Source organism: uncultured Campylobacter sp. (genome assembly GCF_937959485.1).
Lineage (GTDB): Bacteria > Campylobacterota > Campylobacteria > Campylobacterales > Campylobacteraceae > Campylobacter_B.
This window is the reverse complement of record NZ_CALGPY010000006.1, coordinates 195,876-222,747: the sequence shown is the minus strand read 5'-3', so window position 1 is coordinate 222,747 and position 26,872 is coordinate 195,876. Positions and strand designations below refer to the sequence as shown.

22 protein-coding genes are annotated in these 26,872 nt (G+C 46.1%); 13 read left to right on the top strand and 9 right to left on the bottom strand.

The genetic code is table 11. The annotated features are described in order from the left end of the window. Positions 1 to 91: 91 nt before the first annotated feature. From Q0380_RS05975 to Q0380_RS05925, 11 genes are all read left to right on the top strand, one after another. On the top strand, positions 92 to 1,306 hold the full coding sequence (locus Q0380_RS05975) for a saccharopine dehydrogenase family protein (protein WP_298961351.1): 1,215 nt from the start codon (positions 92 to 94) through the stop codon (positions 1,304 to 1,306). Between the two features lie 500 nt (positions 1,307 to 1,806). Continuing rightward, complete coding sequence (locus Q0380_RS05970; protein WP_298961348.1) at positions 1,807 to 2,454, top strand: hypothetical protein; 648 nt, start codon at positions 1,807 to 1,809, stop codon at positions 2,452 to 2,454. Between the two features lie 307 nt (positions 2,455 to 2,761). Further along, on the top strand, positions 2,762 to 3,136 hold the full coding sequence (locus Q0380_RS05965; protein ID WP_298961345.1) for a hypothetical protein: 375 nt from the start codon (positions 2,762 to 2,764) through the stop codon (positions 3,134 to 3,136). A gap of 263 nt (positions 3,137 to 3,399) precedes the next feature. Then, complete coding sequence (locus Q0380_RS05960; RefSeq protein WP_298961342.1) at positions 3,400 to 5,580, top strand: STT3 domain-containing protein; 2,181 nt, start codon at positions 3,400 to 3,402, stop codon at positions 5,578 to 5,580. A 257-nt stretch (positions 5,581 to 5,837) separates the two neighbouring features. Then, positions 5,838 to 6,422, top strand: a complete 585-nt coding sequence (locus Q0380_RS05955; protein ID WP_298704760.1) for a hypothetical protein — start codon at positions 5,838 to 5,840, stop codon at positions 6,420 to 6,422. A 355-nt stretch (positions 6,423 to 6,777) separates the two neighbouring features. Further along, entirely contained in the window at positions 6,778 to 9,060 is a 2,283-nt protein-coding gene (gene metE, locus Q0380_RS05950) for a 5-methyltetrahydropteroyltriglutamate--homocysteine S-methyltransferase (RefSeq protein WP_298961339.1), read from the top strand. Positions 9,061 to 10,497: 1,437 nt separating this feature from the next. Then, positions 10,498 to 12,057, top strand: a complete 1,560-nt coding sequence (locus tag Q0380_RS05945; protein WP_298961336.1) for an MBOAT family O-acyltransferase — start codon at positions 10,498 to 10,500, stop codon at positions 12,055 to 12,057. After that, a complete protein-coding gene (locus Q0380_RS05940) occupies positions 12,058 to 13,368 on the top strand; it encodes a DUF459 domain-containing protein (protein ID WP_298961333.1) in 1,311 nt (436 codons plus the stop codon). It begins immediately after the preceding gene. Continuing rightward, a complete protein-coding gene (locus tag Q0380_RS05935) occupies positions 13,361 to 14,413 on the top strand; it encodes a GDSL-type esterase/lipase family protein (RefSeq protein WP_298961329.1) in 1,053 nt (350 codons plus the stop codon). The genes Q0380_RS05940 and Q0380_RS05935 overlap by 8 nt, the downstream gene beginning before the upstream one ends. A 420-nt stretch (positions 14,414 to 14,833) precedes the next feature. Beyond that, positions 14,834 to 15,544 carry a metallophosphoesterase gene (locus Q0380_RS05930; RefSeq protein WP_298961326.1) on the top strand — a complete coding sequence of 237 codons (711 nt, stop codon included), beginning with the start codon at positions 14,834 to 14,836 and terminating at the stop codon, positions 15,542 to 15,544. 149 nt (positions 15,545 to 15,693) lie between these two features. Continuing rightward, positions 15,694 to 15,927, top strand: a complete 234-nt coding sequence (locus Q0380_RS05925; RefSeq protein ID WP_297942393.1) for a SelT/SelW/SelH family (seleno)protein — start codon at positions 15,694 to 15,696, stop codon at positions 15,925 to 15,927. A 275-nt stretch (positions 15,928 to 16,202) separates the two neighbouring features. Here Q0380_RS05925 and efp read toward each other — a convergent pair whose 3' ends face one another. After that, positions 16,203 to 16,769, bottom strand: a complete 567-nt coding sequence (gene efp / locus Q0380_RS05920; RefSeq protein ID WP_005871146.1) for an elongation factor P — start codon at positions 16,767 to 16,769, stop codon at positions 16,203 to 16,205. A gap of 88 nt (positions 16,770 to 16,857) precedes the next feature. On the opposite strand from efp, the gene Q0380_RS05915 reads away from it, so the two are divergent. Then, positions 16,858 to 17,598 carry a hypothetical protein gene (locus Q0380_RS05915; RefSeq protein WP_298961323.1) on the top strand — a complete coding sequence of 247 codons (741 nt, stop codon included), beginning with the start codon at positions 16,858 to 16,860 and terminating at the stop codon, positions 17,596 to 17,598. 471 nt (positions 17,599 to 18,069) lie between these two features. Here Q0380_RS05915 and Q0380_RS05910 read toward each other — a convergent pair whose 3' ends face one another. Next, positions 18,070 to 18,879 (bottom strand): DUF234 domain-containing protein, encoded by an 810-nt coding sequence (locus Q0380_RS05910; protein ID WP_298961320.1) that lies wholly within the window; start codon positions 18,877 to 18,879, stop codon positions 18,070 to 18,072. Between the two features lie 125 nt (positions 18,880 to 19,004). On the opposite strand from Q0380_RS05910, the gene Q0380_RS05905 reads away from it, so the two are divergent. Beyond that, complete coding sequence (locus Q0380_RS05905; protein ID WP_298961317.1) at positions 19,005 to 20,321, top strand: aminotransferase class V-fold PLP-dependent enzyme; 1,317 nt, start codon at positions 19,005 to 19,007, stop codon at positions 20,319 to 20,321. Between the two features lie 594 nt (positions 20,322 to 20,915). On the opposite strand, the gene Q0380_RS05900 is transcribed toward Q0380_RS05905, so the two are convergent. The 7 genes from Q0380_RS05900 to Q0380_RS05870 are packed head-to-tail and all read right to left on the bottom strand — an operon-like array spanning position 20,916 to position 26,870. Then, entirely contained in the window at positions 20,916 to 22,739 is a 1,824-nt protein-coding gene (locus tag Q0380_RS05900) for a phosphoethanolamine transferase (protein ID WP_298961314.1), read from the bottom strand. Between the two features lie 22 nt (positions 22,740 to 22,761). Further along, positions 22,762 to 23,538: an undecaprenyl-diphosphate phosphatase gene (locus Q0380_RS05895; RefSeq protein WP_298961311.1), complete on the bottom strand. Its 777-nt coding sequence runs from the start codon at positions 23,536 to 23,538 to the stop codon at positions 22,762 to 22,764. Beyond that, positions 23,525 to 24,139, bottom strand: coding sequence for a thiamine phosphate synthase (thiE, locus tag Q0380_RS05890; RefSeq protein ID WP_298961308.1), 615 nt, complete (start codon positions 24,137 to 24,139; stop codon positions 23,525 to 23,527). The genes Q0380_RS05895 and thiE overlap by 14 nt, the downstream gene beginning before the upstream one ends. After that, entirely contained in the window at positions 24,136 to 24,675 is a 540-nt protein-coding gene (locus Q0380_RS05885; protein ID WP_298961305.1) for a hypothetical protein, read from the bottom strand. Before Q0380_RS05885 ends, thiE begins: the two co-directional genes overlap by 4 nt. A gap of 59 nt (positions 24,676 to 24,734) precedes the next feature. Then, positions 24,735 to 25,475, bottom strand: a complete 741-nt coding sequence (locus tag Q0380_RS05880; RefSeq protein WP_298961302.1) for a basic amino acid ABC transporter substrate-binding protein — start codon at positions 25,473 to 25,475, stop codon at positions 24,735 to 24,737. Positions 25,476 to 25,486: 11 nt separating this feature from the next. Next, positions 25,487 to 26,215: an amino acid ABC transporter ATP-binding protein gene (locus tag Q0380_RS05875; RefSeq protein ID WP_298961299.1), complete on the bottom strand. Its 729-nt coding sequence runs from the start codon at positions 26,213 to 26,215 to the stop codon at positions 25,487 to 25,489. Beyond that, positions 26,208 to 26,870 carry an amino acid ABC transporter permease gene (locus tag Q0380_RS05870; RefSeq protein ID WP_291940149.1) on the bottom strand — a complete coding sequence of 221 codons (663 nt, stop codon included), beginning with the start codon at positions 26,868 to 26,870 and terminating at the stop codon, positions 26,208 to 26,210. The genes Q0380_RS05875 and Q0380_RS05870 overlap by 8 nt, the downstream gene beginning before the upstream one ends. Positions 26,871 to 26,872 lie beyond the last annotated feature (2 nt).

The following is a 26,872-nucleotide window of genomic DNA, read 5'->3' as shown; positions in this document are numbered from 1 at the left end:
CCAAACTCTATGATTAATTACACCTAGCCTCTTAAAATTCATCTTAAATTTGCTAAAATTGCAACTAAATTTAAAATTTAAAGGAGCCAAAATGTCAAATATCTTAATCATAGGCGCGGGCGGCGTGAGCCAAGTCGCGACCGTAAAATGCGCGATGAACGCGGACGTTTTTACAAAAATCACATTAGCAAGCCGCACCAAAAGCAAGTGCGACGCGATCGCTAAGTTTATCAAAGACCGCCTAGGCGTGCAGATCGATACCGCCCAGATCGATGCTGACGACACAGATGCGGTGGTAGAACTCATCAAAAAAACAGGCGCGCAGCTGTTACTAAACGTCGCGCTACCGTACCAGGACCTAACTCTTATGGACGCGTGCTCTCGCGCCGGTATCCCATACATCGACACCGCAAACTACGAGCACCCCGACACTGCCAAATTTGAATACAAGCTGCAGTGGGCGAAAGACGGCGAGTTTAAAGCCGCAAACACGATGGCGCTGCTGGGAAGCGGCTTTGATCCGGGGGTGACGAACGTATTTTGTGCTTACGCGCAGCAAAATTTATTTGACGAGATCGGCGAGATCGACATCCTAGACTGCAACGCGGGCGATCACGGCTATCCGTTCGCGACGAATTTTAACCCTGAAATCAACCTGCGCGAAGTGAGCGCAAAGGGTCGCTACTGGGAGCGCGGCGAGTGGAAAGAAACCGAGCCGATGCAGATCATGTTCAAATGGGACTACCCCAAAGTAGGCGTCAAGGACAGCTACCTGCTCTATCACGAGGAGCTAGAAAGCCTCGTTAAAAACATCAAAGGGCTGAAGCGAATCCGCTTTTTTATGACTTTCGGGCAGAGCTATCTCACGCATATGAAGTGCCTAGAAAACGTCGGCATGCTACGCATCGACGAGGTCGAGCATAACGGCGTAAAAATAATTCCGATTCAATTTTTAAAGACCTTGCTGCCTGATCCTGCGAGCCTCGGTCCGCGCACGAAGGGCAAAACAAACATCGGCTGCGTGATACGTGGCCTAAAAGATGGCAAAGAGCGCCAGGTCTATATCTACAACGTCTGCGACCACGAGGCTTGCTACGCTGAGACGGGCGCACAGGCGGTGAGCTACACGACGGGCGTGCCTGCGATGATCGGCTCGATGATGGTCGCAAAGGGCATTTGGAGCGGCAAAGGCGTCTTTAACATGGAAAATTTCGACGCCAAGCCTTTCATGGACGAGCTAAACAGGCAGGGCTTGCCGTGGGAGATAATCGAAATGAAACCTGGCGAGAGGTATGAGGTAAAATAACAAGGCTTGTCTTTTTCTACTTATACTTCGTTGAAATTTGATTTTTAATGCTCACGTATTACATATACGCTCCGCTTAAAAATCAAATTTTGTCTCGTCTAAGCGAAAAATACTGCGCCTTATTTTGGTGGGTATATTTAAATAGATTTGAAATTTCGCTCTACGACAGACTGCATGTATAGTCTTGGAACGAAATTTACTTCAAAACATTTAAAATCATCTCATGATACTTCGCCCTATCTTTAATCGCATTCAAATTTAATTTAGCTAAGCAGTTTACCTGCCTAGCCTACTTTTAAAAATCAAATTTCATCTCAGCTAGGCAAAAAATACTGCGCCTTATTCTGCTACGTTTAAATTTTAATTAAAATTCACTCGGTTCATGTATTTCATATATGCTCTCGCCCTCAAATTTTAATTCGTCTCAATTAAGACAATACCGTGCGTCGAATGCTACTTTAAATTTAGCTATAATCGCATAAAATTTTATCGGAGTAGATATGAAACGAATTTTAAAAGCGCTGATTTTTAGCATGGCATTTTCATTTCTCATTGTAGGTTGTGCTAGTAAAACCGCGCCCGTAGAGCTTGAAGGCAAGGAGCAAATTCGCGCGATCCAAAAAGAGGCAAACCGTACGGTAATGATCGGTGATGCTTACGACTACGAATTTGGCAGCGATTATCGCGCGGCGAAAGCGGAATTTGAGCACCTAAAATCGCTCTATCCACACGCAGTGGAGGTAAATAGAATTTCGATCGCTACGGATGCATTTAATGAACCTCACGCAAGCACGCTACTTTTTGAGCTGTGGCTTGACCGCGAGAGCCTGCCTCTAGCAGATCAGCTTGTGCTTTACAAGCATCCAAATTTTATGGACTTTAAAGATCGCGAAATTTTACAATTTAGTTTCAAAATTTTAGGCGTTCCTACGCGTGCAAAAGATCGCGATCGGATCCTAAAAAAATATGCGCTTGCTAAACCGTTAAGTTTAAACGCGGTAATATTTATTGATAGCGGCAGGCTGAGCGAGGAAAATGTGCGTAAAAACGGTGAGACGCAAGACGCAGTTTTAACTATGTTTAGCCCAGTCTGGATGCCCGTCGCTGCCGTAATGCAAAGTCTCGGCGCGCTATTTGATAACGAGTAAATTCTGCCAGTAAAAATTTTGACGCTCGCTTGCTCTTACGTTGCAATATGAGGGCTGCGTTTTGGGCGGGTGTGCCGCGAGTGATGTCTTAGATCATAGCTCTGTTTGTTTAGCTAAGCGCGCTGGCGGCGTATTTTAATAAGTAAATTTTAAATTGCGGCGAAATTTTATAATTTGCCGTCGCGTTTGGTTCTGTTTTAAACAGACGGGCGATTTCTTAAATTTAAACTCTAGCTAAATTTAGACCGAAATTTTTAAGTAAACTTTGCTATAATCGCCGCAATTTTGAAAAAACCGAGGAGAAAATATGAAACTGATTTATATCGCTTGCGTGCTGGCCGTGTTTGCTTCGGCGCAGACCGAAACTTTGCAGGTGCCGGACTTTGCCAAAAGCTCGATGAAGACGCATGAGCAGGCCGAGGAAAAACTAATCGCAAATGCCCTAAAAGGCGATCTAAGCCAGATCGCAAGCGATCTAAAGATCGATAAAACTCTAAAGGGCGGCGAATCGCTTGTCATTAACGGCGCGCATTACAGAACGATCGAGGGCGACAGCACGCAGTGGAAAGAGGGCGATGCCGTGCGCCTGCTAAGCGGCAATAAGGACGGCAGATGCCTAAGCTCGATCATGCTCAATCTCCGTACGAAAACCGTCTGTAAATTTATGTGCGACGCGTATTAAATCGCATAAATTTCGTACTTTATAGCGCGAGCGAGATGGATTGAATTTCGGTTTGCTCGCGCCATCCGCAGTAATTTGTCGTATAAATTTCTACATCTTGCATCGCAAATCAGGTAAATTCTGCTATAATAAACGGAAATTAAACAATGTCGTAGAGCGGTGCGGCGCAGCGCCAGCTAAATGCATATAAAATGATAAATTTACAGAGGCAGATTGAATTTTAATCGCGAAAAACACCGGTAGCGGCTATATTAAGGAAAAAAATGCAAAAATTTAGAATTACAAACGGTGAATGCTCCCGTATGGATATGTTTTTGATCATGACGCTGGTTTACATATTCGGCGTGGCGTGCAGATTTTTTTGGATATATTGGGCGAGCGGGATTGAGCAGTTTTCTTTTGACGGCGAGCTCATCATGACCACAAACGACGCCTTTGCCAATGCCGAGGGCGCGCGCGATATGATAGCGGGCTTTCACCAGCCGGGCGATCTTAGCCCATACGGCGCGTCGATCCCGACTCTGGCATTTTTGCTTAGTAAAATTTTACCCGTCAGCTTAAATAGCATTACGATCTATATGAGCGTGTTTTTAGCGCCGCTAGTGGCCGTGCCGATTATTTTGATAGCAAGAGAGTATAAGATCCTGAGCGCCGGCATCATCGCGGCGCTGCTTGCTTGCGTGCTACCTGGGTATTATATCAGGACCTTGGGCGGGTATTTTGATAGCGATATGTTAAATGTTACTCTGCCGCTGCTAACGATATGGGCTTTGATTAAGCTCATAGGGCGAAGCGAGCAGAGCAGCTTTGCTTTACCTGCCGTTTTTACAGTGATTTATGATTGGTGGTATCCTAGCTCGTATTCTCTAAATATGGCGATTATAGTGATATTTTTAATATATACTTTGATTTTTAATAGACGCAATGAGGCAAATTACAAAGCGATTATTTTTATGGTTGCAGCGGTCATAAAATTTAGCGCGTATTACGAAGGCGAGACAATAATTGTAAATTATATTTTATTGTTTAAAATCGCACTAATTGCGTTTTTATATTTTTTAATGATTAAAATTCCAAGCCATAAAAGCAAAAAAGCTCTTCGGATTTTGGGCGTGATCGTCGCAATTACGTTCGTCATATTCGGCGGACTTACTCCCATAGCAGTGCAGCTTAAAGCTTACATCTTAAAAGATGTAAGCAAAGAGGAAATTTTCTACTTCTATGGCGTTAGAAGTACGGTTAATGAGGTAGAAAACGCTAATTTCATAAAATTTGTGCTTGAATCTAGTGGGCATCTATTTATATTTATATGCGCCGTAGGAGGGCTGGCTCTATTGCTGATAAAATTTCGTTCGTTTATCTTAATCTTACCGATGATAGCGCTTGGAGTTTTAGCACTTTTCGGTGGAACTCGCTTTACAATGTACGCTACGCCGATGATAGCGCTTGGATTTGCTTATTTTATATATTTTGTGCTGAATTACTTTGAAATACGCACTTGGCTTAGAAGTACTTTGTTAGCTATTTTAACCTGTTTAGCGCTAATGCCTAGCATAGATTTTATTTATAAATTCCGAGTTGCGCCTACGCTTACGAAAGACTCCATAACGCCTCTTGCAGAGCTAAAAAATAAAGCTAGCAGGGAGGATTATGTACTATCGTGGTGGGATTACGGATATTTAATCAGATATTACTCCGATGTAAAAGTAGTAGCTGATCCCGGAGGTAGACAGGCGGGAGAATACACTTTTATGAGTGCGTTTTCCTTTAATAAAGATGAGATAAGCTCTGCTAATATGGCAAGGCTTAATGTCGAATATATACAAAAGTCGCAAGGTAAAAAATTTGATCCTAAACTGGAAGATAAATTTAAACTAAATCTATATCAAATTCAAAAAGACTATGGTGAAGCGGATATCAATAAATTTTTAAGTTCTTTAAGCGACAAGAATTTCAAGCTTCCACAGAAAACTAGGGATATATATTATTACTTCGTACCGCACATGATAGATATATTGCCTAATATCTTAAAATTTTCTACTGTAGATATAGAAACAGGTAAAGAGTCTTGGACACCATTTATTCATGTGGGTTATGATATTAGAATGGATAAAGATGGAGAGAGTATCATAATAAATGATGAATGCACACTGCCTAGCGTCGATCCTGAATACCTAATCTATGACGGTAAAAAAATGCCTATTAATTCATATTATCAAGTGGGCGAAGTAGACGGCAAACTCGTAAAATTATCTAAGCAGATAGATAAAAATTCCAATCTTTACGTGATATTTTTACCGGATTACCAAAGAATTTTAATCTTAGATAAAAAGGTATTTGAATCAGCCTTTATCCAACTTTTTGTGCTGGAAAACTATGATAAAGATCTGTTTGAGCCCGTTTATTTAAGTAATTCTGCGCGGATTTACAAGTTATTAAGATAAATTTATATCCAGAGGAATACCGCGTAAATTCTTATTACGCTATACTTTTACAAAGCATATGTCACTAAGCGATAAAAAATTTATAATGTAAATTATATGCTGAGATTTAGAATTTATACTGGCTATAAATAAATTACAAAAATACTTTAAAATTTTGTCACTAAAAATCGTAAATGTTATGTATTTACTTTAAATTTAGCCTAGGTTTCGAAGCGTGTCGCTATCATTAAGATGAAATTTCACCCAAAGGAGTAAAGATGAGAAATTTAGTTGCAAAAGCATTGTTGCTTAGTTCTTTAGCTGCAGTAAGCGCGATGGCGGAGGGGCTTTTCATAGGTGGCGAAGGCGGATACAATTTCAAAAACCAAGCTGCGGGTTTTGATGACGGACAGCCGCAAATCGGCGTTAAGGCCGGATATGACTTCGGTACGTTTAGGGCCTACGGCGGGTATTTTTACGGATTTAAGGGCGAGGATTCCAGCTCGAATGCCAATTCGAAAAGAAAGGTTAAATGGAGCACGCACGATTTCGTAGCCGGTGCGGATTTTACGCCGGAGCTTTTCGGTAGATTTAAGCTCGTCCTAGGTGCTTACGCTGGGCTTTCGGTGCTAGATACTGAAGTTAAAATAGACTATAGCAATGGCGGCTGGGTTAGAGCGGACGATACGCTGGGTGGCTTCATTTTGGGCGGCAAGATAGGTACTGCGTATGAGTTTGGCTCCAATAGCGAGATTGAAATGGGCTTTAAAGCAAGCAAGGCGTGGTATAAAGACGGCGATTATATCGAAGATAACGACGGTAAAAAATACGGCGTTTACGCAGGATATAATTATAAATTCTAAGAATTTTCATATTTGAGGCATTGCACTGCTTTCATAGAGCCTTGATGCTCAGTAGCTTTGCAGAGTGTCAGGTAAGGCTAGCTTCGTCGCAAGGCTTTACTAAGTTTTAGTAGAATCTTGCGACGAGGTTTAAATTATGATGAATTTAACGCCTTTAAATTCAATCCTAAAATTTTAACTTATGGAATTTCGTCGATAAAAATTCCATTTCAGATTTTATTGGCTAAATTCCACCCCTGCGCTTTTGGATAAAATTTCGTTCATTTTCAAGATTAGATTAAAATTTTAATGACGGCAAAAGAAATTTTAGATAAAATCAATACTTTCATACCAAAATTTTACTCAAAGGATAGAGATGAAGAGTTACGTTACGGGCTTTCCGCGTATCGGAGAGCAGCGCGAGTTAAAGAAGGCTTTGGAGAGCTATTGGGCGGGCAAGTGCGATTATGACGCGCTAGAGCGAGTCGCCTCAGAGCTAAAAGATCGTCACATCAAATATCAGCTGGATGCTTGGAGCGGCCTAATTAGCGTAAACGACTTTTCATACTACGATCTGATGCTCGATACCAGTGTTCTTTTCGGCGTGATCCCGCAGCGCTTTGCGGCTCTTTCGGCGCATGAGCAGTATTTTGCGATGGCGCGCGGCAGCAAAGACGCAGTCGCGATGGAGATGACGAAGTGGTTTAACACAAACTACCACTATATCGTGCCCGAGATCTCTGCATATACGGAATTTAGCCTAAATCCTAGTAAAATTTTAAGCGAGTATAAGGCCGCGAAGAATAACGATTTTAAGGATTCCTGCGCGCTAAAGATAAATTTAATCGGACCTATTACTTACTTGGCGCTTAGCAAATCAAGCGACAAAAGCGATCCACTCGCGCATTTAGATGCCCTTGCCGCGAAATATGAGGAGCTGCTAAAGCTTCTTAGCGAGCTTGATAGCGAGGTCGTGGTTCAGATCGACGAGCCGATCTTCGTGACGGATCGCGCGGCTGAGTTGGCGCCAAAGATCGCACCGATTTATCAGCGCCTAAGCAAGGTCGCAAGCAACGTAAAAATCATCTTTATGACCTATTTCGAGCATGCGACCGAGGCTGTTAAAGAGATTGTAAAAACCGACGTTTGGGCGATCGGGCTTGATTTCGTTTACGCAAGCGAAGAGAATATCAAAAAAGAGCTTCAAGCTTTAAAAGACGCCAAGACCGTGCTTTTTGCGGGCGTGATCGACGGGCGTAATATCTGGAAGAGCGACATCGACAAAAAGCTAGCTCAGCTTAGAGCCATCGAAGCCTACGTTCCTAAGGAGCGTATCTATGTGGGCACCTCCTGCTCGCTTTTGCATGTGCCTTTTACGCTAAAATATGAGGACAAGCTAAGCACTGAGGTTAGATCCTGGCTAAGTTTCGCAGTCGAAAAGCTAAGCGAAATTTCGATTTTGACCCATCTTTTCTTTGAAATTCCGATGTGCGAACACGGCATGAAGGCTTACGAGGAAAATCAAAAATCCGCTAAAACTCGCGCTAGCTCGCCGCTTATTCATGATGAGCGAGTGCAAAGCCGTGCCGCAAATTTAAATAAATTCGAGCGCGCCGATCGCTACGAGGATCGCATCAAGGTGCAGAAAAAGGAGCTAGGCTATGGAATTTTACCTACCACTACGATCGGCTCCTTTCCGCAGACTGCCGAGCTTCGCCAGGTTCGCAACGCCTACAAAAAGGGCTTAATTGGCCGTGAAGCCTACGAGCGCGACATCAAAGCTTACATCGACGACTGCGTCAAATTTCAAGATGAGATCGGCCTGGACGTGCTGGTTCACGGCGAGCCGGAGCGCAACGATATGGTCGAGTATTTCGGCGAGCAGATGAGCGGATACGCGTTTAGTGCCAACGGCTGGGTACAGAGCTACGGCAGCCGCTGCGTGAAACCGCCGCTACTTTTCGGCGACGTTAGCCGCCCAAAACCGATGACCGTAGAGTGGATCAAATACGCCCAAAGCCGCACTAAAAAGATTATGAAAGGTATGCTAACGGGACCTGTTACGATGATGAACTGGAGCTTCGTGCGCGACGATAAGCCTCGCGAGCAGATAGTAAAACAGCTTGCACTTGCGATTTTTGATGAAATTTCGGATCTGCAAGACGCGGGTATCAAGATCGTTCAGGTGGATGAGGCGGCGTTTAAAGAGGGTTATCCGCTACGCGCGGAAAATATCCCTGCGTATGAAAAATTCGCCGTTAGTGCTTTTAAGCTCGCTGTCAGCGCCGCAAGTGCTCACACGCAGATCCATACCCATATGTGCTATTCGGAGTTCAACGACATAATCAAAACGATCGAGGCGATGGATGCCGACGTCATCAGCATCGAGACCGCTCGCAGTGGCAACGAGCTGCTTCGAGTTTTCAAATCGGTCGGCTATAAGCAAGAGGTCGGTCCGGGCGTTTACGACATCCATAGCCCGCGAATTCCTAGCGTACATGAGCTCGTAAGCCAGATCCGCGCGCTGCTTGAGGTGCTTCCGAAAGAGCAGCTGTGGATCAACCCGGACTGCGGCCTAAAAACTCGCAAATGGGAAGAGGTGGAGCCGAGCCTAAAAAATATGGTCGAAGCGGTTAGGATCATCCGCGCAGAGGGGTAAATTTCGCGCAATAAAAAGACTTTGCTGCCGGGCAAATTCCCGTCCTGCAGCCGTTTTGCGATAGAATTATGTGGAACGTTTATTTCGAGCATGGACCGTTAAAATATCTGTGCGAAATTTACTTCGAACGAGCATGAAAGGACGGTGAGAGATTTCTACGCGTCTGCTTGTCAAGCATATTTGATAGCCGCTAAGTAATGCAGCAATATGAAATTTAGTGCAGGATTTACGGCTTTTTCGGTTGGGTGGGCGCGGGATTTTTTTAAAATGCGACGTAAAATTTCATCTCGACTGCTAGCTTGGAATTTCATCGCAACTGCTCGCTTGCTTGAGGTGCGGAGCATAAATTTTATCGCGATTGCCCTGAAGGCGGGCTGAGGCAAGCGATAAAATTTTAAAATTTTCGCAAATCAGTTCTTGCGCGCACAAACCTAGCCAGCCGAATAAAAAACGCTGAAATTTGCAATTTTACGCGCCGCTAGATTAGAATTGCAAAACGCGAGCCAAAGTGCTGGTATCTTTGCGCTAGAAATTTTAAATTGCAAATTAAAATTTACATTATCTCGTTAGAATGGCTGGGTTACGAAGCGAGATTCGGCTCTGCTACGTTAAATTTCAGCTCAAACTAAAATCTGTGTAGCTGCATTAAATTCGAGTTAGAGCCAAAATTTACGACGCGAAACTCGTTGATTTTAACTTGTGTTTTACACTAAAGAGCGAGGCTAGCGCAAGGCGCGTTTGCGTTACCATAAAATTAAAAGAGCCTTTATGGAGGCGCAGGCCTGCAATTTGCGGTAAAAATTAAAAGCTATGATTTTGGCTCATAAGGCGCAGCTTTTAGATGGTTTCTATCACGCCTTAAAGTGAGATTTACTTAGTAATTTCGCGCGATAGATTTTAACGGGCAGAATTTTATTATCGCTGCAAAATTTTTGGCTTTTAGATTTTATTTTGTAGAATTTTGGCCCTCATAGTTGTGATGAAGTGTGGCTCATTTTATTTTGTAGGATTTTAGCGGCATCGCGTTTAATTTATATGGCATGATTCCAAGGCGCTTATTTTGAAATCCTGCGGGTAGAATTTGCGAGACTGCGTTTGCGAGGTTTCGTGGGAATTTGATGGCAAAGCACTCAGCGCGTTTAAAAATTTTATTTGTGCGTCGAGCCCTTATTTGCGTTTCAAATTTTGCCATTGTGGCGGAATTTTGCTCACGTGGCAAGGGCTTGCTGCAAGCTGTCCGTGAATCTAAGGATTTGGACGCTAAATTTATTAGCGTGTTTGGCGACGCAACGCCGTGACTACCGCCGTGCCTGCGCATAAAATATTGCGCTGCAAGCGATTAAAAAAAGTTTTTGGCTTTTTCGCTTCGTATAAATCTCACGCTGCGAGTGTTTAAAAGCCCGCAAGAGCTTTAAAAATTTAAATTGGAAAGATTGAATGACATTTTTTTCGCCTGAGTTTGTCCTTACTTTTTTAGCGTTTTTAATCGTTTATTGGACGCTCAAAAATCATATTTTCGCGCAAAAAATTCTGATCCTGCTGGCAAGCTACGGCTTTATGTGCTCCGTAAATCCGCGCTTTGCGCTGGTGCTTGCGGCCTATAGTGCTTTCGTATATTTTGCAGGTGCGTGTATCGCGCGCGCTAATCGCGTAGTCGCGAAAGCCATACCGTCCGCAAAGCAGTCTTCGCACAAGAAAAAGCTCTCGCGTAAAGCGGCAGCCAAGCAGATGAGCGCAACAAAACAAGCCGGCATAGCAAAGCAGATGCAAAAAGCGGGGCTAGCGAAGCAGATTCCGTTACCAACTGCGAAGGCACGTGCAGTGATGCTTGCGGCAGTTGCTGGCGGCTTATTTTTTCTCGCATTTTTTAAATATTACGGCTACGTCAGGGAGTTTTTCAATGCCGCGCTTGCCGCGCTGCACCTAGGTGCCGTCGATAGCGTGGCGTTTCCGCTTGGAATTTCATATTATGTTTTTATGTCGATCACCTATTTTGTCTCGGTTTATAGGCGCGAATGCGGCGAGCAGGGCTTTTTGAGTTTGGCGTGCTTTTTAGCGTTTTTTCCTAGCGTCGTGATGGGTCCTATCGGACGCGCTAGCGCCGCCAAGGGCGTAGAGCCAGTGCTGCCACAGTTTGATCGCTTCAAGCACTTTGGCAATGCCGATGAAATTTATGTGCTTATAATTTTTGCCTTAGTTAAGCTGCTACTTATTAGCGGCTATTTGGGCGCGTATTATAGCGATGTGATTTCGGGCGTTTACGGCGACGAGCCTGAGTCCTCCGCGGCGCAAATTCTAGCTGCACTGCTGCTTTACGGCGTGGTGCTTTATACGAATTTTAGCGGCTTTATCGATATGGCGCGGGCTCTTGGGCTTGCGATGGGCTTTAAGTTGCCGCAGAATTTTAATATGCCCTACGCGGCTAAGAATTTAGGCGAGTTTTGGGATCGCTGGCATATCAGCTTATCTACGTTTATACGCGATTATATTTATATTCCGCTTGGCGGCTCGCGCAATGGCTTTGCACGTACCTGCGTAAATTTGCTAATCGCGTTTGCGCTCTCGGGCATATGGCACGGCGCGGGATTAAATTTTTTGATTTGGGGGCTTTTGCACGGAGTGGCGCTTGTGTTTTTAAAATGTCTTGCCAAAGTGGGCGTAAAGCCGCTAAATCCGCATTTGGCGCTATTTTGCACCTATATTTTTGTAAGTTTCGCTTGGATTTTTTTCGCCAATTCCCTGCCAGATGCGGCGGCGATTTTGAGCGCTTTTACCCGCGCACGAGCTTTCGGAGATATTAGCGAGCTAGCAGTGCTTGCGGTGATTTTAGCAGGGATTTTTGTTTATCCTAAAATCTCTGCTCTTAAAGATACTGTGATCGCGCTTTTTGCCGAGCTGCCGTTTTTGCCTAAAGCTCTCGCGCTCGGCGTGATCTTCACGCTGATTTTTGCGCTGATGCCAAGCGGAATTCCAAATTTCATCTACGCAGGATTTTAGATGCTTAGGTTTGTTTCGACTATGCTTTTTGCGCTGCTTTTCTCAGCATTTTTTATGCAAGGCTCGCTGCTTTATTATTTGGAGCAGCGATTTCACGATGATTTTGGGCTGGAAGAATGGCTGCGCCGCTCGCCGTTTCGCGTAGGCGGAGAGATCTACGAAAAAATTGCAAATGTCGCAGATAAGCTTGAGCAGCGCATCAAAGGTGAGGACATTAGCAAGGATGAGGACGCAAGTCCGCATAGCGGAAGCAAAAATTTTAAAAAGCCTACGCAAGATCGTATAGCGGAAAATCAAGCTTTGCAAAGCACGAGGGCGCGAGATCACGATACTTCGCAAAGCGTTAAACCGCAAGATAGCAAGCCGCAAGCCCATGCCACGAAGAATTCAGCTTTAAATAATTCTATGCATCATTCAAAGACGCGCGATTCTGCGCAGGAGCCTTACGCACAAAATTCCATCCCTCAAAATTCTACTTCGCAAAATTCCGTGTCACAAAGCCAGACTACAACAAGCTCTGTGCCGCGCAGCTCCGCTGAGTCGCAAAATACCGTCACGGCAAGCGCAACCTTGCAAAGCGGCGAAAATTACGCTTCGCAACTTCCCGCTCCGCAGGCTTTGGAGCAGAATTTAACGACGCAAAGTTCCGTGGAGATTGATGCTAAAATTTCGCTTAGCGACGATGGCAAAATCCGCCTAAATGCAGGCGATGAGGTGCTTTTTATGGGCGATAGTCTGATGCAATACGTGGGGATGAACGCTAAGAAATTTTTCCCGAAGCGAAGCCTGAGGGTGATCGATCTTAGCAAGCAATCTACGGGGCTTGCGAGTAAGAAATCTTTCGACTGGCAAAAGACGCTCGATACTGCGCTTAGAGAGAATGGCGGCGTTAAGCTCGTAGTCGTGCTGCTGGGCGCCAATGACGTCTGGGAGTACCGCGCGGGCGGCAAGACCTACGGCATTAAAACGCCGCGCTGGCGGGAGTTTTACGCCTCAAGAGTGCGCGAGATCTACGATACAGCGCACTCGCACGGTGCGGGAGTGCTGTGGCTGGCAATGCCGTGTATGCAAAAGCCAGATTTTGAGGAGAAAACGCAGCTGCTAAATCAAATATATGCAGACGCCAGCATGGCGCTTGGCGGGTATTTTATGCAAACAACCCCGCTGGTGTGCGAAAAAGGCGTCTATAAAACCTATCTGCAAAGCGGCTCGAAGCTCGTGCGCGTGCGCCAAGACGACGGCATTCATATGAGCAAAGAGGGTTGCGAAGCGGTAGCGAAAGAAATTTTATCAAGGATTGAAGTTGAGTAAATTTATAGTGATTTTATTTGCCGCATTATTAAGCGGATGCGCGGCAAACGCAGGCGTTCGCGGCATAAATTCCGCAAACGCAAAAAGCTCTGCGGGCTTTGGAGTGAAATTTTTTGGCGATTCGCATTTAGGAAGCGACGCGCTGATAGATGCTTTCAGGCACGGCTTTTTCGTGCAAAACAGCGTCGGCTTCGTGCCTGCAATGATGCCTAAATACCACAAAAGCGAAAATATAGAATTTAAGCAAAGCGGCTTTAATGTAATCTCATCCCGCACCGAGCAAGACCCCGATTTCCCGTTATGCGGAGTGATCGCTACCGGCAAAAAGGGCGCTAATGTGCGACTGGAGCTAAAGCAACTTAGCGGCGATTTTTACGTCGAAATTTTACATAAATCGGATCAGGGTGGCGAGATTTTTCGCGTGCGCGATGCAAGCGGGCTAAGCGCGTATATTTCACAAGAAGTGCCGCAGAAATGGGAGTATTCTAAGCTGCGACTTAGATTTCCGATCGAAATTCGATCGCTACGTGATGGGGCAGAACTTGGAGGATATAAAATTTACCGCAAAAACGCGCGCTTTGCAGACTCTTGCGCGAGCAACGGCGCGTTTAGCAACCTCTACGAAAAATGGGGCGCAGATGCCTTTGGTAGGGATTTTTCGGGACTTAGATACAATCTCGTAGTTATCGCTTACGGCACAAACGATGCGATGGATCCGAAATTCGACGAGCAAAAATTCTACCAAAGCGTCCGTGGGCTGCTTCGCTCCGTCCGCTCTGCAGCTCCCGGTGCAAAAATCCTGCTCGTAGCACCGCCGCGAAGCCCTAAAGTGCCAAACGCCTCACGCGCTGCGGAGGTGCTAGCGCATCTAGCGCGAGACGAAGGGGCGATGTTTTACGACATAGCCGGTCTTATGGATGAGGATGGCGGCTGGCGCGGCTGGCGCGAGCGCGGGCTTATTCGCCCCGACGAAATCCACTTGCAAAAAGAGGGCTACGAAAAAATCGGCGCAGCGCTGGCGACGAAATTGCGCGGCAGGCTTTAAATTTAATCTTTAAATTTAGGTGGCTCGCCGTAAAATTTACAAAGTTTGTTGAAATTTACAAAGCTCTTTGTGGAAATTGCACAATCCGCCGCTAAATTTACGCAGTTAGTTGCTAAATTTAAAATTTAGCGGTAGCAAAGGGGGTCGCGTTTGCTTGGATTTTGCCGCTTAGATCTGCACTGCGAAATTTAAAATTGAAAACCGCGGCTTTAAATTTTCGCGACGGCGAACTTGGCGTTTGTGCTTACTTGAATTTCGTCGCCTAAATTTACGCTTTTAATTTGGATTAAATTTGTGCGGTTGCGGCTCGGAACGCTAGTCGGATTTTGTGACGCGTGTGCCGCGTAAAATTTAGCGCTTCAAATTTCATTCTCACGGGCTGCGGCAAAGCCGCGGCGAGCCAGATTAAAGGAGAGGAATATGATATATCTTTGTGGCGATACGCACGGAATAAACGAGATCGGCAAAATAACGAACAAGGCCTTTGCGGGTGGGCTTAGCGCCGATGATTTTGTCATTGTGCTCGGGGATTTTGGGCTGTTTTGGAGCGAGCGTATAGATGAGTTTATGGCGCGCAAAAATATAGAAAGATATTTCCCCGCCACGCTTCTTTTCATAGATGGCAATCACGAAAATTTCTATATGTTGGATCAGCTGCCGCGCGAGAGGAAATTTGGCGGCACCGTGGGCGTGGGCGGCGAGAATATTTTTTGGCTGCGGCGTGGCGAAATTTACGAGATTGCGGGGCGACGATTTTTGTGCTTCGGCGGCGCGCTTAGCGTCGATAAAGCACATCGGATACCGGGGCTTAGCTGGTGGGCGCGCGAGATTCCAAGCGAGGAGGAGTTTGCTTGTGCTATGCAAAATGCGCGCGATTTCATCGCTGCGGGCGGGCGGATCGATGCGGTGCTGAGCCACACGGCGCCGTGGTTTGCGATGAAATTTTTAAAAGAATACCTTTGGTGCGGCAAAAGTACCCCCGATAAAACGTCTGAGTATTTGGAGCGTATCTTTGAGCTCGTAAGGCCCGCGCGATGGTATTTCGGACACTTTCACGGCGATAAGAAATTCCACGCGCATGGCTGCGATTTTTATCTCTGCTACGATGAAATTTTAAAATTTGAAGACTAGCCTTAAGCCCGCGGCAGCGAAATTCCAAGCTTTGCAAACGGCGAAATTTCGCCCATAAATTTTAAATGCAGGCGCGCGAAATTGAGCCTTTATATTAAAATTTAAGCTAGATCTGCTACAATGCGGTACTTTTTTAGAAAGGAATAAAGATGAAGGTTGTAATTACTTATTGTAATTCTTGATCTTATAGACCGCAAGCTCTCCGTGTGAGAGATGAAATAACAAGCGTCTATAAGGATGCAGTTGTCGAGTTGGCCACTGGTGGCAGCGGAGACTTTCTAGTAGAAGTTGACGGCAGAAAGCTTTTCTTCAATAAAGATTTTGCTAAGCCTCGTTTCCCAAGTGAAGGTGAAATTTTAAATCTAATTAAAGTTGCAGCCTAGCTCAAAGCCCGAAAGCGGGTCGTAAGATTTGCTTTCGGGCGTTTTTATACTCAAATTTCAAATCCGTAAATTTAATCGTAAAACCATCCTAAATTTGCCAGATCGGCGCTACGCAAAATTTAGATTAAATGATCCACGCTGCGGCAAATTCGAAAGCCATTTTAATCAAAATTTACACAGCGATGCGGTTTAAATTTATCGCTCGGAGTTTATAAATTTCAAAAGAAAGAGGAATTTTTGCGAAATCAAAATTTCGCAAAAACAGGGGGGGGGGATTATTTATTTGCGCGCTCGATATACTCGCCGCGGACGGTGTCAACGCGGATGACCTCGCCTTCTAGCACGTGAAATGGGATCTGTACCACGGCGCCGGTCTCAAGCGTGGCAGGCTTTTTGTTGCTGCCCTGCGTATCGCCGCGGAAATTCGGCGCAGTTTCTACGATCTTAAGCTCCACCACCTGCGGCACATCCACGCCGATCGCTTTGCCGTTGTAAAACATTATATTTACCATCATACCATCTAGCATCCATTTTTTCGCCTCGCCCACATCCTCGTCGCTGATCGCGATCTGTTCGTAACTATCGGTATCCATGAACTGACACGCCTCGCCATCGTCGTAGAGATACTGCATCTCTTTTTCCTCAAGATTCGGCGCCTCGCATTTATCGCCCGCGTGGAAGGTCTTTTCAAGCACCTTGCCATCAATGAAAGATTTTATTTTAACGCGCACGAAAGCAGGTCCTTTGCCCGGTTTTACGTGTTGGTATTCTATGATTTTAAACGGAATTCCGTCCACCTCGATTTTTAGACCTTTTTTTAGATCGCCCATTGAATAAGCCATAAATTTCTCCTTAAATTAATGAGGCGCGATTATAACAAATTTTATTTTAAATTGATATAATTGGCGAAATTTTAAGGGGAGGGAAGCTATGAAAAAAATCATCTACGTTTTGGCTGCGTGTGCGGCTTTTGTGCTTGGCGCGAATGCGAACGAAGCGGAGTTCGTAAAAAACCTAAAGCAAAGTCTAAATGATAAAAACGCTCAGCTCATCTCGATTGACAAACTAAACTCGCTAAACGGGCTAAATTTGCTGATCGTCCGCTCGGGCGACACAAAAGAGGCATTTTTGGCTAGCGACGACGGCAAAAGCCTAGTGGCAGTAACAGAGGAGTCTAAGCTTGCAGACGCGGCGGATGCTGCATTATTTAAGATGAGAACTCAAATTTTAAAGGACGCCAGAGATGCCGCCGCACTTGAGCTACTAAAAAGCATAAATCCGGCGAGATTTGCCTATATCGAGTCGTTTGATAAAAATAATCCCTACGTGACCTACATCGTGGGCGATCCGGAGTGTCCGTATTGCGCCGAGGAGATGAAGAGGATTACGAAGTATCTTCGCAACAGCAACGTAAAATTGATCTTTGCGCCGGTGCACGGCAAGAGCGCGTTTATCAAATCGGCACTGGTTTTAAAGTATCTGAAGGCCCTCTCACCTAGTGATCAAAAAGGCGCGATCGACGTGATCGAGAAATACTACGACAAGGACGTGCAGGTAAGCGATGCGGATGTTTCAAAAGCCGAGCTTAACGCCGTATACGCGGACACTAAGACGCTATTTTCTAAAGGCGTGATCAAATCGGTGCCATATGTGATCAAGGTGAAAAAATAGTCTAAATTTTAGGAATTTAGGGCATGAGGTTTGTGCCCGAACAGCGCGAGTTTACTTACATATAGCAAGCGTTTGCTTATCAATAGTTGCGGGAAATTCGCAAGTGGCTGATTTGTGCGTGGGCGACATAGCCGTCTAAGCCTATGCTAAAATTTAGTGATAGAATTTTAAAAACTCGCATTTGGCGCTTGGCGGATTTTCTGCTTGCAGATTGCGTTTAAAATTTGCCGCCATAGTGTGCCTCTGATAGCGCGCTGTCTGCCTATCCATAGCGCCGCCGTCCGCTCAAACACACCTTCATACCGCCTATCGATAGCGCGTCTGCCATGCCTTGCGCTTACCCATGCTCTGCCCGTGCCGCCGTAGATAGCGTATCCGTAGGTAGCACCCTACTCATTTCTTGCGGCATACCGTAGTACGCGCACGGTACCGCTCGCTTGCGCCATATTCTAGGCTTTTTTGGCGCGCAGCTCAAAGTAAAATTTTAAAATCCTCGAGCGAAAAGAGTAAAATTTTATCGCTTTTTAGGTTGCGCAGCTCGCCGCTAAAGCCGCTTTTGGAAAACAGCGCGAGCAGATCGGGCGCGAGGTGCGCTTTTTCGCATTTGAGCATAAGCTCGTTTAGCACGTTTTTTGAAATTTTTCGCTCCTTGTATTTGCACTCGCCCGCGACGCAAAAGCTCTCAAATTTCGCGTAGATGTCGATCTCGACCTCTTTGTTCCAAAAGCTTGAAATTTGCGAAATCTCTAAATTTAAATACTTTGCGAGCAGCTCCTTGCTTAAAATTTCAAACCCGAGCCCCGCGTAGGCGTTGAAATCCGCTTTGATTAGACTTAGCACGCGTCCTATCTCGCCGCGGCGCAGCGCGGGCAGGTTTGGCTCGATAAATCTAAACCAAAACCTCGCAAAGTTGCTGCTAAAATGGACTTTGTCGGTGATATGGTAGCGGCGCAGCGCGCGCGGTAGGTGGTCGTTTTTGCGGGCTTTTTGCGCTCTTTGTTCGCTTGATTTTTCGGTGATTAAAAACTTCGCGTTTATGAGATCTGCAGTGATTTTTTGCGCCGTAAATCGCGGCAAGATTTTTGAAATTCCTATTTTTTTGCGGTCGCTTCTAGCGAATTTCATCAGCGCCTTTTTGATCTGCTCTTCGTACTCGCCGCCAAATTTAAAGCGCTCGCCGAGACGTTCAAAGCAGAGCAAAATTTCATTTTCGATCGCTTCGAAAACGTCCGCGTAGCCGCTTATACAGCCGATCTCGTCAAATACGAAATGAAACTGCAAAATCGCGTCGATATCAGCATCGCCTAAATTTCGCGCAGTGTCTTTTAACTCGTAAATTTCGCCCTCCTTGCGGGCGTAATTTTAGCGAGTTTGGATATAATTTGCAAAAATTTTGGAGTCGCGCTTTGGATTTTCAAACGATCAAAGAAAATATCATCTTAAAAGAGGGGGTCAAATACTTCGATTTCGCCGCTTCGGGGCTTGCGTATCGCCCTATAGAAACGGAGATCGAGCGCGTGCTTGCAACATATGCCAACGTCCACTCCGCAGGCGGAGCCAACGCCGAGATTACGAGCGATTACTACGAAAACGCAAGGGTCAAAATCAAAGAGCTTCTAGGCTGCGAAGAGCGCTACTACCTGATCTCCTGCGGTTTCGGCGCGACTGCGGCGATTAAGAAGCTTTGGGAAATTTTAGGCATCTATCTGCCGCCAGTAACGCGAGATAGGCTCGGTTTGCGGCGCGAAAGCATAAAAGAGCTGCCGCTTTTCATCATCTCGCCTTTTGAGCATCACTCAGTTGAAATTAGCCTAAGACAGGGGCTTTGCGAGGTCGTGCGCGTGCCACTGGATCCAAGCGGGCTGATGGACTTTGCGCGGCTGGGTGAAATTCTATCCGCAAATAAAGGGCGCGAAATTTACGGTGTACTTACCGCGGCATCGAACGTGACGGGTCTTAAGCTAGATTACAAGAGCGCTTACTTGATGCTAAAAGCGTACGGCGGGCGGCTATTTGTGGACGCTAGCGCGCTCATCGCGCACGAAAACGTAGATCTTGGCTTTTGCGACGGTATGTTTTTCGGCGCGCACAAGCTTTTGGGCGGAGTGGGCGCTAGCGGGATTTTGGCGGTGCGAAAGGAGCTTTTGCGCGGCGAGGAGCCGACATTCGCGGGAGGCGGCACGATCAAATACGCAGACGCCCTAACGCAGTGCTTTATAATCGATAAGGAGCGCTTGGAGGAGGCGGGCACGCCGGGCATCATCGCGCTGGTGCGGACATACCTCGCTCTAAAGCTTCGCAAAAGCGCGGGGCTAGATGCGATCAAGTCGCGCGAAGAGGCGATTTGCAAGCGCTTCATAAGCGAAATTTCAAAGATCCCAGAGATTGAAATTTACGGCAATCTGACTACGCCGCGCGTGCCGATCTTTGCTTTCAATATGCAAGGGCTCGGCGCGGACGCGCTAGCCGGGGTGCTCGGGCAGAAATTTGAGATCCAGACTCGCGCAGGATGCGACTGCGCTGCGCCTTACGGCTTTGATCTGCTCGGCTTGCAACCCGATACCGAAATGTCGCGCAAACCCGCTTGGGTGCGGGCTAGCTTCTCGTTCATCCACGACGAAAGCGACGTGGATTTCTTAGCAGAGGCGCTAAGACAGATCGCTCAGATCCGCGATAAAATCACCTTCGTAGCGGGCAAATACCGCTGCGGCAGCGTAAATTAAGCTCGCAAAATTTTATAACAAGAGCCGCTTTTAAATTTTATGGCGCGGGATTTTGCGACATAAAATTTTGTCGGTGTAATTTCGTAGCGTAAAATTTTATGCGCGGCTCGGCAGCAGATACTCCGTGCCGATTGGAACGCGAAATTCTTCGGCATAAAATTTTGCAGCTTGGAATTTTGAAATTTTAAATTTGCCGACGGAATTTTATCCGTAAAATTTTGTTTTATGGAATTTTACGCTGTGAAATTTGAGCGGTAGAATTCCGTGCCGCGTGGATAAATTTTAACGCTGCCAAATTTTAAAATTCCTAAATTTCAAAATTTCGCTATTTGAACGAGCTTCGCAAATTTTATATTTCGTGAACGCATGGAAAATTCTGCGTAGTGGAATTTTAGCCGCAAAATTTTGAAATTCTGCAAAGCTGAATTTTACTCGGCAAACTTCCGCGGCGAGAAATTTTATCGCAGAGCTCGTGGCGGCTTAAATTGACGCGCCCGCCCGAAAGCTAAATTAAGGCGCGAGCAGTTGCGATAAGAGTGCAAATTTTAAGAGGTGAAATTCTGCGCCCTCAAAAGACGCAAAATTTCACCGAATTTACTCGCCAAATTCCTTCTGCAGCCTATAAACCTTATCGTAATCGACCCCCTCGATGATGCGCGGGCGCGAGGCGTTAAAATCGACGTTTATCACCGAGCGAGTGGGATCGTACTCGGGCAGGTCGGTCATCTCTAAAATTTCTGCGATCGCGTGGATGAGATCGTCGTTTAAAAACGGCCTGTCTTTGGCTGCGGCGATGCGCGCCCAAAGATCAGCGTTTTGCTCTTTGAACTTATCCGACGCCATGAAAATCAGCGGGATTTCGAGCGTGAAGCGGTTGATGCCGCCGTGGATTAGCTTGCCGCGGTATTGATAAAGGCTCTGGGCGTGGTCGCTGAAATAGACTATCAGCGTGTTGTCGCTAGCAAAAATTTTATAAATTTCGCTCACGATAAAATCGTTGTAAGCCACGGTGTTTAGGTAGTGCGCGAGCTCTTTTTTCTGCCCCTCATCAAGCGGCTCGCGCGAGATATCTGCGGCGCTAAATTTAGCAAAGCTTTTGGGATAGCGAAACTCGTAGCTCGGGTGCGAGCCCATCAGATGAAGGATGAAAAATTTATCCTTTTTCTGCGTGCTGTTTACCTCTGCGGCGGAGTTTTCGTCCTTGCGCGCAAGGGGCGATTTTCTCGCGCCAGATTTGAAATTTTTTATACTCGGAAGCATAACTTCGTCGAGCGAGTAGGCGTATTTGTAAACCGGGATTTGGTTCGTAAAGTCCGAGTGATCCGTCATCTGCGCACTCGCGCCGCTTGCGACCGCCCACTGCCCGTAGCGCTCCTGGTTGCTGATCCAAAAGGTCTCGTAGTTTGCCAGTCGCGCGAGATTTACGATGTCGAGGTTAGCGCTCCACGGGCGCTGCTTTTCGCTCTCGTAATTTCCGAAATTTAGCACGTATTTTAACACGTCGTTGGTCTTGGCGCCCGGTGAGACGACGTCGCTAAAGGCGATTAAATTTCCACTTTGCTCAAGCGCTTGCAGATTCGGTGTGGTGGGCAGATAGTAGCCGTATAGGCTCATGAAATTTCGCTGCAGGCTCTCTCCGATGATGAAAACGACGTTTGAGATGCGGTTTGGCACGGTTTTATGTGAATGCGAGGCGTAAATGCTTTGGTATCCGGCTTGCAGCTCGCGCACGCTTTTAAAATCGGCGCCGAAATAATCCTTTGTAACGAAAGCAAAGTTGTAAATCGGAATTTTATTTAGCGCGATTATGATGCTGGCGCGCATTTTCGAGCTTTTGGCTACGTAGCTTTTAAACGCCGCATGCGCGATAAAAACGAGCAAGCTAAGCAAAAAGGCTAACTTTATCGCGCGACATAGCTTCATCCGCACTCGCTGGCTCACTCTAAGCCTAAGAGCGACGATGACGAAAATTAAAAGCGCCAAAAAAGCCGCGATAAGCTTGAAATTTAAAAACGCATGCGCGAACTCAAAGGCCTCCTTGGGCGTCGTTTGCACCAGCGCATCCAGCGTGCCGTGCGAGTAGGTAAGCTCCAAGCTAAAGATCAAAAAAATCTGAGTGATCGCAAAGATTACGTTTATCGCCAGAAGCGCAAAGGCGAGAATTTTATATAGCCTGGCGCTGTAAAAGCTAATCGCGTAAAGCGCGAAAAAAAGTATCGTCACGCCGCAGATCGCAGACGCCACGAAAAACAGCGCCTGCGCAGAGAGCAGCTCGCCGCCGCGCGCGATAAGAAGCAGCCCGAGCGCTAAATTTAATACCAAAACTAGCGCGTATGCGTTTAGCACCGCGCCGCTGAATACCGATAGGAGGCTGAATCTGTCTTTTAAAAATGCGCCGATATTTTTTGCTAGGCTCATGAAATTCCTTTGTTGATTGCGTTTAAAAAACGAAGATGAAAAAGATGGCGCCGATTAGAATTCTATAAATTCCAAACGGGATGAAATCAAACTTCGAAACGAAGCTTAGAAATAGCTTGATCGCCGCAAGCGCCACTATAAACGCCACTACCCCGCCTATGAGAAAGGTCGTGATATTAGCGGAATTTTGCGCGAAGGTGTCTAAATTCTTATAGGTGTCGTAGAAAGTCGCCGCAAACATCGTAGGGATCGCTAGCAGGAAGCTAAAGCGCGCGGCTAAGTTTCTGCTTAGCCCGCACAAAAGCCCTGCGATGATGGTAGCGCCGCTGCGCGAAGTGCCCGGCACCATCGCAAAACATTGCGAAAGCCCGATGATGAAAGCCTGAACGTATGAAATTTGATCCAGATGCTCTAGTTCATTTTCCCTAGGGCGCGCCTTGCGAAAGAGCTCGACCGCGATAAAAATAATGCCCCAGCCGATCAGCGCGTAGGCGACGGTCTGCGGCGCGAATAGCGATTTGATGCTTTTATAGAGCAAAAATCCAATCGCGGCGGTGGGGATAAAGCCCACGACGAGCTTGCACCAGAGCTTGAAATCAACCAAAAGCCGCTTGTAAAACATCGCCACGACCGCTAGGATCGAGCCTAGCTGGATAACGACTTCGAAGCATTTAAGCGTTTCGGTCTGCTGCAAGCCCATCAGTTTTGCAGCCAGGATCATGTGCCCGGTTGAGCTTACGGGCAGAAACTCAGTCAGCCCCTCAACGATGCCTAAAATCACGGCGTCAAATATATTCATCCATTTTTTCCTTTAAATTTGCTAAATTCTGCGTAATCGAAGCGGGCCTGTAGATCGCCTCTACCATCGCGATATAATCGGGCTTGAGGGCTAAAATTTCATCCAGATTTTCTAAGCTTATCCCGCCGATTACGGCGATTGGGAGGTTTAAAGATTTTCGCGCCTCTTGCACGAGCTCATTGGGGCAAAGCGGCGCATTAGGCTTTGTCTTGCTGCGCCTTAGCGAGCCGAAGGCTACGTAGCTAGCACCCTGCGCTTCGGCCTTTTGCGCGCGAGCAAGATCAGCGTAGCAGCTAACGCCAATGATCTTATCCGTGCCTAAAAACTCGCGCACCTGCGCCGTCTCGCCGTCACCTTTGCCGATATGCACGCCGTGTGCATCTAGCTTTTTGGCAAGCGCCGCATCGTCGTTGATAATGAGTTTGGCGCCGTAATCCTCACAAAGACTGATGAGAGAGCGGATTAAAGTTTCATCCTGCGCGGCGAGCTTGCTGCGATACTGCACGAGCTTCACGCCGCAGCGCAAAATTTCATCTATCTGCAAAAAGATAGTTTGCGGCGGCGTTAAGGCATCGTCGCTAAGCGCGTAAATTTCGCTCATCTATCCTCATCTTTTTTAGGTATAGGTACGCCGTTTAAAATGCAGTTGGTAACGTCCCAAAATTTTGCGCTATACATTCCGCGCTTAGCCTCTTTGGCCTCCTCGGCGGCTTTTAAAAGAAGTTCGCTATCGTCGGTTGTCGGCACGGCAAACCCTGCTGCCACTAGGTCTAATCGCAGATTACTTTTAGGATCGCTTGCGTCGCAGACATAGGCGTCATTGCCACGATCGATTAAATTTACGTAGTAGCGCTTGCCGGGTTTTATCACGGACTCGAGAGCTTTTTTATATTCTTTGTCGAATTTCTTTAGCTCCTTAGCGTCCGTTATGCACCTAGAAGCGCCCGCGGCGATTATGTTTAAATTTTTTAAGTCGCAGGGAAAGAAACGATCTTTTTGAGCCTTTCTGAAGGTAAAAACGAAGCTTCTACCGTCATTGCCAAGACCTGCAAACGCAGCGATGCCGTATCTGTCTTTTTGCTCCGCAAAGCTCTGCGTGCAGAGCAAAATCGCAAGTGCTAAAAATATCTTTTTCATAGGATTCCTCTTAGGTAGCGCAAATTTCTATTGCAGAATTTGCGCCTAAATTTTGCGGATTATTTTAAATTATACTTTTCCAAAAGCTTTTCGTAGCTGCCGTCCTTTTTCATCTCCTCAAGCGCTGCGTTAAACTTAGCTAGCAGCTCGGGATACTTGCCCTTATCAAATGCGATCGAAAAGCCCTCGCTGCCGTCGGATTCTTTAAAAAATGCGGTTAGATCGTCGTTTTTCTTAAGATATTCGTAGCCCACGGACGAATCCACGCAAAGCGCATCGATCTTTTTGTTTTTCAGCGACATAACGGCTACAAAAACATTCTCCGTGGCGCTAACCTCGGCGCCTTTGATATCTCTGATCGCAAGCTCTTGGATAGTGCCTAGCTGCGCGGCAAGGCGCTTACCCTGCAGATCCGCCTTAGAATTTAACGAGCTATCATCCTTGCGCTTGACATATAAATTCTCGACTTTATAGTAAGGAGCCGTGAAATCGATAGCCTTTTTACGAGCCGGTGTCGCACTCATTCCCGAGGCGATCATATCGATTTTGCCGCTTTTAATCGCAGGGATTAGCCCGTCAAAGCTCATATTTAAAATTTCATATTTCACCCCCGCGCGCTTGGCAAGCTCGGCTACCAAATCCATATCAAAGCCGGTAACCTTGGAGTTTTCATCCACGAACTCAAACGGCGGATACTCGGCGTTCGTGCCTACGATAAGTGTATCTTTGGTGATGTCTTTAGCGACTAGCGAACCGCAAAGCAAAGCGCCCGCAACTAAAAATCTAATAAATTTTTTCATTTCCCTCTCCTTTAGTGGTTTAAAATTTTATTTAGAAATTCTTTCAATCTCGGATTTTGCGGATTTTCAAATACGTTTTTAGGCGTATCATCCACAGCGATCTTGCCGCCCTCCATAAAAAAAATCCTATTCGCGACATTGCGTGCAAAGCCCATCTCGTGCGTTACCACAAGCATCGTAATGCCCTCTTTGGCGACCTCTTTCATTATACCTAACACCTCGCCGATCATCTCAGGATCTAACGCCGAAGTGGGCTCATCGAATAAAATCACGTCCGGATTTACCGCCAAACTTCTAGCGATTGCGATGCGTTGCTTTTGCCCACCGCTAAGCTTGTGCGGATAAGTATAGGCCTTATTGCTAAGACCGACCTTTTGCAGCAGTTCCTCTGCTTTTGCGTAGGCTTGTTCTTTAGTATAGATACCCGCTTTTATGGGCGCTAGAGTTAAATTTTCTAGTACGTTTTTATTTGCAAAGAGGTTGAAATGCTGAAAGACCATACTAACTTTGCGGCGAATTTTATTAATATCAGTGTGCTTATCGGTAATATCATCGCCGTCTATTTTAATAGTGCCGCCGCTTGGAATTTCAAGCAGATTTAAGCAGCGCAAAAAGGTTGATTTACCGCCGCCGCTAGGGCCGATTATCGCTACGATATCGCCTTTATTTATGGTCTTTGAAATTCCTTTTAACACCGATAAATTGCCGTAGGATTTGGTTAAATTTGATATTTCAATCATTGCGGTTTAACCTACTTTCTAGCATTTTTACTAAAAACGAGAAAAATTTCACGCTTGCATAGTAAAGCACTGCGGCAAAAAGTATCGGCTGGACGGTATAAAGCGCCGCCTGCATACTTTTTGAAAAAAACGTAAGATCAGTAATTGCTACGAGGCCCACGACCGAGGTCTCTTTAAATAGGCTAATAAACTCATTCGCAAGCGCAGGCAGGATATTTTTTATCGCCTGCGGAAAGACGATCTCTTTCATCGCCGTGCCGTAGCCTAGCCCCATCGCGCGCGCAGCTTCCATCTGGCCGCGATCGACGCTGTTTATACCGCTGCGCACGATCTCCGCGACGTAAGCTGAGCTATTAAGCCCCAGCGCAAAGATCGCAGCTGCGATATTATTGCTCCACGTAGCAAAGATAATAAACACAAACACCATCAGCTGGATAACGATTGGAGTTCCGCGGATGATGTCTACGTATTCGTCGATAATGAAGCTTAGAAATTTATTGTTTAGAAATTTTAAAAATGCCAGCATAAATCCTAATGCGATACCGATCACAATGCCGCCGGAGGTCAAAATAAGAGTAATGCCGTAGCTTTTGGCGTATGAAATTTTTTGCGCTTCGCTCAGTTCGGGATAGGTGAAATAAAGCCCCACGGCGATTA